Source organism: Wolbachia endosymbiont (group A) of Sicus ferrugineus, assembly GCF_947251515.1.
Lineage (GTDB): Bacteria > Pseudomonadota > Alphaproteobacteria > Rickettsiales > Anaplasmataceae > Wolbachia.
The window spans coordinates 564,009-576,242 of sequence record NZ_OX366370.1 but is presented as its reverse complement, the minus strand read 5'-3'; the positions used below and the strand labels follow the sequence as shown (position 1 = coordinate 576,242).

Annotated in this window: 8 protein-coding genes, 1 tRNA gene and 4 pseudogenes; 8 read left to right on the top strand and 5 right to left on the bottom strand. The window is 34.2% G+C overall.

Features of this window, described 5'->3' with window-relative positions:
• Positions 1-4 precede the first annotated feature (4 nt).
• Complete coding sequence (locus OPR24_RS02985) at positions 5-844, bottom strand: hypothetical protein (RefSeq protein WP_265033874.1); 840 nt, start codon at positions 842-844, stop codon at positions 5-7.
• A 396-nt stretch (positions 845-1,240) separates the two neighbouring features.
• Positions 1,241-2,956 carry an ABC transporter ATP-binding protein gene (locus OPR24_RS02980; protein ID WP_265033873.1) on the bottom strand — a complete coding sequence of 572 codons (1,716 nt, stop codon included), beginning with the start codon at positions 2,954-2,956 and terminating at the stop codon, positions 1,241-1,243.
• A 685-nt stretch (positions 2,957-3,641) separates the two neighbouring features.
• On the opposite strand from OPR24_RS02980, the pseudogene OPR24_RS02975 reads away from it, so the two are divergent.
• A pseudogene (locus OPR24_RS02975) lies at positions 3,642-4,058 on the top strand (helix-turn-helix domain-containing protein); the annotation flags it as partial.
• Positions 4,059-4,062: 4 nt separating this feature from the next.
• Here OPR24_RS02975 and OPR24_RS02970 read toward each other — a convergent pair.
• Together OPR24_RS02970 and OPR24_RS02965 are read right to left on the bottom strand one after the other, a co-directional pair.
• Positions 4,063-5,074 (bottom strand): annotated as a pseudogene (locus tag OPR24_RS02970) (IS630 family transposase).
• A 44-nt stretch (positions 5,075-5,118) separates the two neighbouring features.
• Entirely contained in the window at positions 5,119-5,745 is a 627-nt protein-coding gene (locus OPR24_RS02965) for an AAA family ATPase (RefSeq protein ID WP_265033871.1), read from the bottom strand.
• Positions 5,746-6,025: 280 nt separating this feature from the next.
• On the opposite strand from OPR24_RS02965, the gene OPR24_RS02960 reads away from it, so the two are divergent.
• The 4 genes and pseudogenes from OPR24_RS02960 to OPR24_RS02945 all read left to right on the top strand — a co-directional run bounded on the left by OPR24_RS02960 (position 6,026) and on the right by OPR24_RS02945 (position 10,353).
• The gene (locus OPR24_RS02960; protein WP_265033869.1) at positions 6,026-6,736 is read left to right on the top strand and encodes a class II aldolase/adducin family protein; all 711 of its coding nucleotides are present in this window, start codon (positions 6,026-6,028) and stop codon (positions 6,734-6,736) included.
• A 167-nt stretch (positions 6,737-6,903) separates the two neighbouring features.
• Positions 6,904-7,572 (top strand): annotated as a pseudogene (locus tag OPR24_RS06610) (transposase); the annotation flags it as partial.
• 70 nt (positions 7,573-7,642) lie between these two features.
• A pseudogene (locus OPR24_RS02950) lies at positions 7,643-8,654 on the top strand (IS630 family transposase).
• A 172-nt stretch (positions 8,655-8,826) separates the two neighbouring features.
• The gene (locus tag OPR24_RS02945; protein WP_265033865.1) at positions 8,827-10,353 is read left to right on the top strand and encodes an acyl-CoA carboxylase subunit beta; all 1,527 of its coding nucleotides are present in this window, start codon (positions 8,827-8,829) and stop codon (positions 10,351-10,353) included.
• A gap of 53 nt (positions 10,354-10,406) precedes the next feature.
• Here OPR24_RS02945 and OPR24_RS02940 read toward each other — a convergent pair.
• A tRNA-Thr gene (locus tag OPR24_RS02940) sits at positions 10,407-10,479 on the bottom strand.
• A 19-nt stretch (positions 10,480-10,498) separates the two neighbouring features.
• On the opposite strand from OPR24_RS02940, the gene OPR24_RS02935 reads away from it, so the two are divergent.
• Genes OPR24_RS02935 through pdxH form a run of 3 tightly spaced genes read left to right on the top strand, consistent with a single transcriptional unit; the run spans position 10,499 to position 12,024 of the window.
• On the top strand, positions 10,499-10,642 hold the full coding sequence (locus OPR24_RS02935; protein ID WP_265033862.1) for a hypothetical protein: 144 nt from the start codon (positions 10,499-10,501) through the stop codon (positions 10,640-10,642).
• Entirely contained in the window at positions 10,608-11,423 is an 816-nt protein-coding gene (gene mutM, locus OPR24_RS02930) for a bifunctional DNA-formamidopyrimidine glycosylase/DNA-(apurinic or apyrimidinic site) lyase (RefSeq protein WP_265033860.1), read from the top strand. Before OPR24_RS02935 ends, mutM begins: the two co-directional genes overlap by 35 nt.
• Positions 11,424-11,439: 16 nt before the next feature.
• Positions 11,440-12,024, top strand: coding sequence for a pyridoxamine 5'-phosphate oxidase (gene pdxH, locus OPR24_RS02925; protein ID WP_265033982.1), 585 nt, complete (start codon positions 11,440-11,442; stop codon positions 12,022-12,024).
• Positions 12,025-12,234 lie beyond the last annotated feature (210 nt).

Sequence of the window (12,234 nt, the reverse complement as noted above, 5' to 3'; positions counted from 1 at the left end):
ACTATCAAAAAAATTCTTTGCATTCATCAAGTGTTTTATCACTTATTGTCCCATCTTTTTTTACAAGTTTATGCGTTTTCTTGTCAGCAATAATCAGTGGTTGATTTTGAAAAAGCACTACCGCTGGCTTATTTTTGTCGATGCTTCCACCTTTGTGATATACTTTTGCGCTTACTACATGAGCGTTATCATCAAAAATACGATTTTTACAATCCTCATACCAATCACCTTCAACATCTTGCCGTATATCATAAGATTCTTTGCAAAGATCACCCAGAGGAATAGTAACGCACCGTGAATCCATACTTCCTCTAGTAGTGATATAACTGGAGTCTGTGCCATTCTTATCACAGTTAGTTACTTTTATACCAAATTGTTCTACATAATAATCCCCAGCTTTAATTTTGTCAATAATTTCTGCGCTTAAGTCAGGATAAAATTTATCCAATGCTTTTCTTATGTAAAGCTTAGCATCACTACCTACATTAACATATTCACCATCTTCTCTAGCATTCTCACATCCCCTTCGATTACACCCACTCTCGTCAACTTCTTTAGTAATTTCCTCAGTAACTTCTTCTTCAATACATTTACACTTAAGATCTTTTTCTAGTTCACCCTTAATATTTTTCTTCAATTCATTCTTAGTCTCATCATCAATTTCGCACTTAAGATCTTTACCACATTTATTATAGATCACCTTACTCCTATTGGCAGTATCATCACATGGATCTATAATAAAATTAATTCCTAATGTATCACTGGTACAGCACGTATTAAATGGCAACCAATACATATAATTTGTATTTTCCTGATTCGGACAAGAAAGATTTTTTACTAGCATAAAGTACCTCCATTGGTAAATGAGATTATTAAAAAATTAACCATAAAGTGAAAGTGTGTACTGACAATGTACACACTTCATCACTTTGATATAATATCAACGCACCCTCTGGTACTGATGGAGAGAAAAATAGGTTTTAACCTCTTTTAAATCTAACACAGAAGAGTTTATTACTTCTACACATGCATCACACATGAAGAATTGTTTTCACAGCTGCCCATAAGTTTACCGTTATGCAAGCTGTATCTACAGGAGTGCATGAAGATGAAAAAATTATGGGTCATAATAATCCTTAAAAAAATACTATGAGATTATTATAAATTAAAATGATTAAAAATTTAATAACTTTGATTATGAATCTAGCATATCAACTAACGATATGATTTAAATTTTCTTTCAATTCCACTGTATCTTCGCCAGTTTTGCATATAGCCCGTCTTTACTCATTAGAGAGTCATGAGTTCCTACTTCTTCTACTTTTCCATGATTAATTACTATAATCTTGTCAGTTTTAAGTGCGGTTGATAGCCTGTGCGTAATTACGATCGTTGTTCTGTTTTGCATTAACTTGCTCAATGCTTTTTGCACGAGGTTCTCACTTTTATAATCAAGGGCAGAGGTTGCTTCATCCAGTATTAAAATCTGGGGATTGTTGAGTATGGCCCTTGCTATTACAATACGTTGTTTTTGTCCTTCAGAAAGTTTTAATCCTCTTTTTCCTACAAATGTATCAAATTTATCAGGCAGCCTATCAATAAATTCCATTGCATAAGCACCGATAGCTGCTTGCCTTACTTCCTCATATTCAGCACCAGGTTTGCCATATAGTATATTTTCCATTATTGAGCAAGAAAATATCATGTGATCTTGTGGCACTAAGCCAAACAACGATCTGAGGTCATTTAGCGCAATTGACTTAATATTGTGCCCATCGATAGCAATGCTGCCTCTGCTTGGATCATGAAAACGGAGCAGAAGCTTTAAAATGGTGCTTTTACCACTGCCAGATGGTCCAACAATTGAGACAGATTGACCAGCCTCTATAGAAAATGATACGTTATTTAACGCTGGCTTATCAGACTGAGATTCATAAAAAAATGTTACGCCATTAAACGAAATTCCTTTTTGAACACTACAAATTTTTATAGGATCATCGGGATCTACTATAGAGCTTTTCATATTTTTAAATTCAAATAAACGCTCTACTATTCCAAGACCTCGTTGTAAATCACTGATATTATCGCTCAAATTATTTATAGCTCCTGCTGCGAGCGCTGAATAAAACACAAATGAGGAGAGTTCTCCAATAGTTATATTATTGCTTAAGACTTCTTTAATACCAAAAAAGAGCAAAACAACTAGTGAACCTATCACACACGTGATAACTAGAGTTACTAGAATAGCACGCAAGAGTACTAATTTTACGTATGATTTTGATACTGAGTTTAAATACTCCTTAAAACGGGTTTTTTCATTTTCTTCGAGTACAAACGATTTGATAGTCACTATAGATCGAAAATTTTCCTCACTAAGTGATGCAAGCTCACTTAATTTATCCTGGGCAAAGCGTGCATGTCTACGCACTTTTTTTCCAAGTGAGGTCACGATAATGAGTAGTATAGGTATTATTGCAGCTGCATACGCAGTTAGTTGTATATTTGTATATAATAACATGGCAACACTGCCAATTAATGTTACAAAATTTCGCAATATGGTGAGTAGGCTGCTATTTATTATTGATTGCAGCGCAGAGGTATCAGTAATGAGTGCTGAGATAACATCTTGTACGCCTGTGTTCTCAAAGAAACTTGGTTGCAAGTCAGTGATACTGCTATATAAGTCATATCTGATTCTTGCGATAACTTTCTCGCTGCCAATGCCAATGAAATATAACCGAGTAAATGCAGTGAGAGAAATGGCTAAAACTATAAGTATTGCAACTAATAGTTTGGTAGTAAAATCGTGCTCTGTGCCAGAATCAATTATGTTGCTTAAGCCTCTGCCAAAGAGGAGGATCGTTAAGGCTGAAAATAAAACTGCAATAAAAGCTATGATGAAATAAGATAGATTAGGCTTTATATAGCAAAATAACTCTCTAATATTAGATCGCATCGTATTTTGAAGTTTCTAAAGTTAAGTATATAGATTTTAGTTTCAGGGGAAAGGGGAAAGGTGTAGCACAATAGCTAACGTCATACCGTGTACAAACGTTGCAATTTTTAAGCAAAGTGATGTTGTTCAAGTAGCTGACACTTGGGGTCTATAGCTAACCCAAGTAAGGTTTTCCCGAGTGCTGAAAAACAAAATCAATAGCCGAATTGATATCGGGACAAAAGTTCTGCAGAGCTTTTCTTATTACTCCGTCAACAATGTTGCAAAAAACATAAAATTAGAGAAAAGCATTTCTCGTATTGCCCATATGAAGTTGCAAAATTACACAAATAAAAAATTTTAAAAAAAACATAGTTGATCTCTAGATCCCGCTAACAAGCAGCGGGATGACGATTGTCAGGGTGTCATCCCAGTGCCCAGACTACTTGGATCCAGAAAACTTAACTTTAAATAAGTGGCTGCATAATAAAGACTAGATTCCAGCGTCACGCGCTGGAATGACACCATTTTCGGTCTCTTAAATTGCTTTAGCTACAAACATTAAGAAATTTACCAAATAAAAAAAAAAGGAAAAAGAAGCCCCGTGGTTGGCTAGTTACTTATACTAATTCCCATTACAAGGCAAACAGATGGACAATGATGAAAGAAAAGCCATAATGAAGCAAGTAAAATAGTTGAGGTATAAATGGCATTAAGATCAAAATTATTGGATGAAAAAGTAGTAGAATCAGCAAAAGAAATGCTGAAGAAAGTAAGGAACAATGCATATGTTTCAAAAAAACTAAATGCTGTAATTGCAGCAAAAAAGCACAGTATAGCGGCTGTAGCAAAAATATATTGCATTTCAAGAAGCGCACTAACTTCGTGGGTAAAACTCTTGAAATTTGGCAGAGAAGAAAAACTGTTTACTCCTCCACAGCGGCGTAGAAAAACTAAATTAAATCAGGATCAACTACGGCAAATTGAAGAGTGGATAGAAGAAAATCCTAATATTACCATTAAAGAAATGAGAATAAGAATCCAGGAAAAGTTCGGATTAAATATCAGCAAATCTACAGTACACCGCTATATGCAAAAGATGAAATTCTCATATATTATACCAATTCTCATTGTTGGTCAGTCAAATAGGAGAAATTGCAGAGTTGTTTAATTGTGGAGCTGGCAAGAGAAGTAATAAATTTGCACAAAGCACCCTAAAGCAGAGCAATTGTATCGTATATTTTATTGCGCAAAATGTTCTGTTTTATGTATAACCAAAGCCTCTCAACAGGATTGAGTTCAGGTGAATATGGAGGTAGGTATATAATCTCAATATTTTTAGCTACCTTTAAATTTTTTGACTTATGCCAACTAGCACAGTCCATAACAAGAACAGCTTCTCTTGTCCCTAGATATTGCGACATTTGCTCAAGAAATACATTCATGCAATCAGTGTTAACATTTAGTGCAAATAAGCTAAAACTCTCTCCATTTTTAGGATTAACTGCACTGTAGAGATAAAAATTATGCCTACCTAATTTTATTTTAACCCGAGTCCTAGTGCCTTTTTTAAACCATCCATGCCCAACTTTCGAATGTGTGCCAAACCTTGATTCATCAAAGAAAAATAGCTCTTTTTCTGGATACTTGCCAATAACTTCATTGAGATTTTTTTTTGAATTCCTCTTGTTTACTTTTATCTTGTACGTTGTGTACTGGTCTTGGTGTAATATATGAAAATTTCATCTTTTGCATATGGCGGTGTACTGTAGATTTGCTGATATTTAATCCGAACTTTTCCTGGATTCTTATTCTCATTTCTTTAATGGTAATATTAGGATTTTCTTCTATACATGCTTCAATTTGCTGTAGTTGAGCCTGATTTAATTTAGTTTTTCTACGGCGTGATGGAGGAGCAAACAGTTTTTCTTCTCTGCCAAATTTCAAGAGTTTTATCCACGAAGTTAGTGCGCTTCTTGAAATTCAATATATTTTTGCTACAGCCGTTATACTATGCTTTTTTGCCGCAATTACAGCATTTAGTTTTTTTGAAACATATGCATTGTTCCTTACTTTCTTCAGCATTTCTTTTGCTGATTCTACTACTTTTTCATCCAATAATTTTGATCTTAATGCCATTTATACCTCGCTACTTCACTTACTTTAGTATGGCTTTTTTCCCATTATTGTCTATCCGTTCTTTGTATAGTGGGAATTGGTATTAGCCTGTGCATCTGGTTTACTATCTCTTGAGCTACTTCTTTTATACTCATATCTGAATTTTCTATCTCTATGGCACTCGGTGGTATAAATAAATTGTTAATCCTAAATTGCTCTATCATGCTATTTACATTAGTCACCTTCCTATTTTTTCTTTGCCTTTTTAATGCAATACGCTTTTGTAATGTCGGTAGATCACACCTAAGTACCACAGGAAGGATTTCTGTGTTCATTTTTTTACTAAGCCTTACTATTGAATCATACATCCTCATGTTCTGGTCATTATTTTCCATCAACCCATCAATAAATATGTAATTTTTTGAGTGAATCGGATAATTTTCTATTACCTGAAGCATAATTTGCATAATGTCATATATTCTATCTTGAACTTCTTTAGGTATTTGATCACGTTCAAAGACACCATTGTATATAGAGCAAACTTGAACATTGTTATAGAACTTACCATTTACAATTAATGCGTCTATCATATTGGACAATTCTATTGCTGTGGAAAGTTTACCACTTCCTGAAAGACCAGAGAGATATATGAAAAATCCTGCTGGCTGTTTTTTTGTGTTAATACTTACCATATTATTTTCAATCTTGAAACTTACATTTATAATAACATAAAAATAAAGCTTTAAAACATATGAAATATTATATAGAAAATTATTTTTATAGTTAAGATATTATGTAATTTAGAAACATAAATTCTGTATATAAACTCTATAATAACGATAACTATTTCTAAGCAAGCTAAAACACAGAAGTGTTTGGTATTCAGAAAGCAAGACAGAGTGGCATAGACTTATTAGTTTACTACAAGCCTTTTTTCGTGTATAAATCTTCAGAAGATTCTAACAGAGGATTGTGTTGTTAACAAAGAGCAGAGTAAAAAGGGATCTAGTCTATGCCTATCAGATTTTGTCTTACCTTAAACTGGATGATCATACATATACTCACCTCTCGGTATGTTCTGAAGATCAAAAGTCGTTTTATATTTACCCATTTGGTATACGCTTTGACGAAGTGAATGAAAATTCATTGATGAGAGTATCACTAGATGGAAATGTGATTGAGGGTACAGAATATCAATATAATAAAACTGGCTATATAATTCATGGTTTTGTTTATCAAGCAAGGAAAGACATTCAAGCAATTTTTCACCTGCATATACCTTCTATTGTAGCAGTTTCTTCTCTAAAAGATGGACTACTTCCAATAAGTCAATGGGCACTGCACTTTTACAATAAAATCTCTTACCATAATTATAATTCCCTAGCACTTAGCAATACAGAAGGAAAGAGGTTAATAGCTGATCTGAAAGAAAATTTTGTCATGTTAATGCGCAATCATGGATCTATAACGTGTGGTCGGACTATACAAGAAGCAATGTTTTACACGTATCATTTAGAACGAGCGTGCAAAACTCAATGTTTAACGTTAGCAATGAATAGGGAGTTATCAATTCCAAGTGAAGAAATTTGCTCAAAAGCTGTAAAGGATCTCCTATCTTTTGAAAGCAATCTTGGTGAGAGGGATTGGCAAGCATGGGTTAGACTAATTAAAAGTAAGTTGTAAGAGGCTTTCGCACTACTATCTGTCATCCAAGTAGGGAGTCATACGCGTCAAGTTAAGAGGTTATGAGCAAATTTAGAGAGGTTAAAGCGGATACTCTGACCTTACCCAGAAAAAGTAGAGAGAAAGTTAAGACGTTTTTGGAGTAAAATAAAACGTTTTTTCAAAATATGGCAAATAGAAGGGAATATACAGCAGGATTCAAATTAGAAGCTGTTAAGCTGGTTAAAGAAACAGAAGTAAAAAAATAGCAAAAGATCTAGGCATAGATGGCAGTATGTTAAGTAAATGGGTAAGAAAATATGATGGAAAAATGTCAGAAGCATACGCATTTCCAGGCAAAGGCTCCTTATGGCAAAGAGAGATTTGATCTAAAAAAGAACTAGCAAGAGTAACAAGAGAAAGAGACATTTAAAAAAAAGCCCTGACCAAACAAAAAGAGTAAAGTATTCTTTTATATAGAAATTGCTATAAAATACAGGAACTATGTAGGGTTTTAGACATATCTGCTGGTGGTTATTATAAATGGGTTGCTAAGGGAAAAAGCAGTAAGGAATTAGCAAGAGATGGGCTTCTAGCAGATATTCAAAAAAAGCATCCAAATGCATATCCCTAAAATTCACGCTGAATTAAAAGCTTTAGGCAAAAATTATAACATCAAAACAGTACAAAGTGTTATGCAAGAAAATGCCATTAAAGCCAAACTTAGACGAAGGTTCAAAAATAAAAAACAGCAAATAAGCAACCGAGTTGTGGCTCCGAACACATTGGATCAAAAATTCACCACTGATCAGCCAAATAAAGTTTGGGTAAACGATATTACTTATACCAATTCCCATTACAAGGCAAACAGATGGACAATGATGGAAGAAAAGCCATAATGAAGCAAGTAAAATAGTTGAGGTATAAATGGCATTAAGATCAAAATTATTGGATGAAAAAGTAGTAGAATCAGCAAAAGAAATGCTGAAGAAAGTAAGGAACAATGCATATGTTTCAAAAAAACTAAATGCTGTAATTGCAGCAAAAAAGCACAGTATAGCGGCTGTAGCAAAAATATATTGTATTTCAAGAAGCGCACTAACTTCGTGGGTAAAACTCTTGAAATTTGGCAGAGAAGAAAAACTGTTTACTCCTCCACAACGGCGTAGAAAAACTAAATTAAATCAGGATCAACTACGGCAAATTGAAGAGTGGATAGAAGAAAATCCTAATATTACCATTAAAGAAATGAGAATAAGAATCCAGGAAAAGTTCGGATTAAATATCAGCAAATCTACAGTACACCGCTATATGCAAAAGATGAAATTCTCATATATTACACCCAGACCAGTTCATAATGGACAAGATAAAAGCAAACAAGAGGAATTCAAAAAAAAATCTCAATGGAGCTATTAGCAAGTATCCAGAAAAAGAGCTATTTTTCTTTGATGAATCAAGGTTTGGCACACATTCAAAGGTTGGACATGGGTGGTTTAAAAAGGGGATTAGAACACAGGTTAAAACAAAATTAGTTAGGCAAAATTTCTATCTCTATAGTGCGGTTAATCCTAGAAATGGAGAGAGTTCTAGCTTATTTGCACCAAATGTCAACACTGATTGCATGAACATATTTCTTGAGCAGATGTCGCAATATCTAGAAACACGAGAGGCTTTTCTCGTTATGGACTGTGCTAGTTGGCATAGGTCAAAAAATTTAAAGGTACCTAAAAATATCGACATTATATACCTACCTACATATTCACCTGAGCTAAATCTTGTTGAGAGGCTTTGGTTATATATAAAACAGAACATTTTGCGCAATAAAATATACGATACAATTGCTCTGCTTTAGGGTGCTTTGTGCAAATTTATTACTTCTCTTGCCAGCTCCACAATTAAACAACTCTGCAATTTCTCCTATTTGACTGACCAACAATGAGAATTGGTATTAGTATATCAAAGCGTTCTCATTGTAATCACCAACATCAAGGTTAAAGTTTTAATAATTGTTATACACATACACTATTGCCACATGCAATAGTGTATGTGTATAGTAGTAGAGTTTGTAAGCTTAATAAAGTCTACAACCAATTTAAAAACTACTTTATCGTATGCAAGGCTTTAAAATACTAGAAAATCTAAAAATCAAAGCACTAGAAGCTGAAAAAGGAGGAGGTTCTAACAGAATCAATAAACAACACGAAAAAGGGAAATTAACTGCTAGAGAAAGGCTCAGTATATTGCTTGATGAAAATTCGTTTGAGGAATACGATAAATTCGTGAAGCATCACGCAGCTGATTTTGGCATGCAAAATGCTAATTTTTTAGGTGATGGAGTAGTGATTGGTCATGGTACTATTTATGGCAGAAAAGTTTTCGTTTACTCGCAAGATTTTACTGTCTTTGGTGGGTCACTTGGTGCGTCACATGCAAAAAAAATATGCAAAATTATGGATATGGCAATTAATGCCAGGGTTCCAATTATCGGACTAAATGACTCTGGTGGAGCCAGAATTCAGGAGGGAGTAAATTCCCTTGCTGGTTATGGAGAAATTTTCCAAAGAAACATAAATGCATCGGGCGTTATACCACAAATCTCTTTAATCATGGGTCCATGTGCAGGTGGTGCAGTTTATTCCCCAGCATTAACTGACTTTACTTTCATGGTGAAAAACAGTTCATATATGTTTATAACCGGGCCAGATGTAGTAAAAAAGGTTACCTACGAAGATGTAAGTTTCGAAGACCTTGGTGGAGCAAAAATTCATACAAGCAAAACAGGAGTAGCAGATTTTGCATTCAATAATGATGTTGAAATGCTGCTAAAAATGCGTGAATTCTTTACTTTCTTACCAGCAAATAATCAAGAATCACCGAAACCTGAATCAACCTGTGATTCAGTTAATGATATTGATGAATCTTTAAATACTCTGATTCCTAGCAATCCTAATACTCCTTATGATATGTATGAACTTATTGAAAAGGTGTGCGATGAGAAGAAATTCTTTGAACTAAAACCTGATTTTGCTCGTAATATTATAATTGGTTTTAGTAGGATTGGAGGAAATACTGTTGGTATTGTTGCAAATCAACCTATGCACCTTGCAGGATGTTTGGATATTGATTCTTCAAGAAAAGCTGCAAGATTTGTAAGGTTTTGTGACGCATTTAACATTCCGATCATCACACTTATTGATGTTCCGGGGTTTTTACCTGGTACAAACCAAGAATACAATAATATAATACAACACGGAGCGAAACTGCTTTACGCTTACGCTGAAGCGACTGTGCCGAAAATTAGCCTTATTACTAGAAAAGCATATGGTGGTGCATATATCGTTATGAACTCGAAACATTTAAAAGGTGACGTAAATTATGCTTGGCCAACTGCTGAAATAGCTGTAATGGGCCCTGAAAGTGCAGTTGAAATTATATTTAGGCATGAAAAAGACCAGCAAACGTTAATCAAAGAATATAAAGAGAAATTTACTAATCCATTTTTTGCTGCATCACATGGATACATTGATGACATTATAGTGCCAAGTAAAACAAGGCATCACTTTCACAAAGCATTAGAGCTACTCAAAAACAAGAAAGTAGAAAGGATATGGAAAAAGCATGATAACCTACCTCTGTAACTTTCTTTTAAGCCTTGATTGCAAGTTATGCAATATTATAAGTGTAATCAGTGTGCCGTTACCAAGACTCGAACTTGGGACCTCGTCATTACCAATGACGTACTCTATCACCTGAGCTACAACGGCAAGTTTATATATTATGATAATGAATAATACAAAAAGGAATAAGGAAAAAGAAGAGGAGAAAAAAAGATTAGCGAAAGCTTTAAAGCAAAATATTTTGAAAAGAAAAAAGCAGCAACAGAGTAGACAAGATGCCAGAACTACCAGAAGTAGAAATAATCTCTAACTTTTTGCTTGATAAAATTAAAAACAAGCAAATTAGTAATGTTATAGTTAATAATTGGAATTTACGTGCCCCAATAACAAAAAATATTGATGATATGCTAAAGGGCAAAGTCATACGCAACATCAAGCGTAGAGGTAAGTATACGATCTGGAATACAGATGGTAGTATGGCTGTAATCATACATCTTGGCATGAGCGGAAAGCTTATATATGCTGACCACGATCAAGTGCGGAATAAGCACGATCACGTGGTATTTTTATTTTCCGATAATACTTCAATAATCTTTAATGATCCAAGAAGATTTGGATTAGTTATTATTTTAAGCAAAGAACAAGAAATAAATTTTTTTGACGGTTTCGGAATAGAGCCCCTCACGGATGAATTCAGTGGAGACTATTTACAGGAGTTGCTGAAAAACAAAAAAGTGAATATCAAATCAGCATTAATGGACAATAAATTAATAGTTGGCGTAGGCAACATATATGCTTCTGAAAGTTTGTTTAGAGCCCGCATATCACCACTCAGGTCAGCAAAAGACTTGACCTATAGAGAGTGCGAAAAACTTGCTGCTGAAATAAAAAATACTCTGAGTGATGCAATTGCTGCAGGCGGTTCAACACTGAAAGATTATGCACAGCCATCTGGATCTGCTGGATACTTTCAAAATAACTTTTACGTATATGGTAAAGTTCAAAAACCTTGCAAGATCTGCAACAATATCATAACACTTATACGACAAAATGGCCGTAGCACTTATTTTTGCAATGCGTGCCAGAATTAAGATTTTATTTTTAGATATGACATTCTCACCTGAAAAAGATCCGTTTGATTTGTTTTCAAAGTGGTATAAAGCAGTACTTAATTCTTCATCAACTGCAATGACGCTAGCAACTTGTAGCAAAGACTGTATTCCATCTGCAAGAGTAGTATTACTAAAGGAATATAGTAAAGAAGGTTTTGTGTTTTTCACTAACGTAAACAGTAAAAAAGGGAAAGAATTGACTGAGAACCCCAAAGCTGCATTAGTGTTTCATTGGATAGAATTTGCTAGGCAAGTGCGAATTGAAGGATATGTTAAACTTCTAAACGATGAAAGAACTGACAAATACTTCTCTTCTCGAGCGCGCGATAGTCAAATTAGCGCATGGTGCTCAAAACAATCGAGCGTTCTGAAAAATTGGCAAGATTTTGAGCAAGCCATCAAATTGAAGGAGAAGGAATTTTACAATACACAAGTTCCTCGTCCTGATTTTTGGGTGGGATTTTGTGTAATCCCAAAAGTAATTGAATTTTGGCAAGAAGGTGAATATAGGAGACACACTAGGTTTAGATATACTCTTATTGAAGAAAGCAATTGGAAAGTGGAACAATTATATCCCTAGCTACGTTCGTTATTGCAGAACCTTCTTAATTTACCATTGAGAATTGGATGACACCATACTAATCCGAATTCTGTATTAAGGATAAAAAAGAGCAAAAATATCAATAACTTATAATTTTATAGCTAAAGTGACTTAGGTTTACCGATAATTTGAAAAATAACAAATTCGTCATTCCGCTACTTGTTAGCGGAATCTATGCTGATACCAATT

What these genes read in the sequence shown, in the direction of transcription:
- pdxH (WP_265033982.1), top strand. Translation starts at nt 11,440, where the DNA reads ATGACATTCTCACCTGAAAAAGATCCGTTTGATTTGTTTTCAAAGTGG.
- OPR24_RS02980 (WP_265033873.1), bottom strand. Translation starts at nt 2,956, where the DNA reads ATGCGATCTAATATTAGAGAGTTATTTTGCTATATAAAGCCTAATCTA.
- mutM (WP_265033860.1), top strand. Translation starts at nt 10,608, where the DNA reads ATGCCAGAACTACCAGAAGTAGAAATAATCTCTAACTTTTTGCTTGAT.
- OPR24_RS02985 (WP_265033874.1), bottom strand. Translation starts at nt 844, where the DNA reads ATGCTAGTAAAAAATCTTTCTTGTCCGAATCAGGAAAATACAAATTAT.
- OPR24_RS02945 (WP_265033865.1), top strand. Translation starts at nt 8,827, where the DNA reads ATGCAAGGCTTTAAAATACTAGAAAATCTAAAAATCAAAGCACTAGAA.
- OPR24_RS02935 (WP_265033862.1), top strand. Translation starts at nt 10,499, where the DNA reads ATGAATAATACAAAAAGGAATAAGGAAAAAGAAGAGGAGAAAAAAAGA.
- OPR24_RS02965 (WP_265033871.1), bottom strand. Translation starts at nt 5,745, where the DNA reads ATGGTAAGTATTAACACAAAAAAACAGCCAGCAGGATTTTTCATATAT.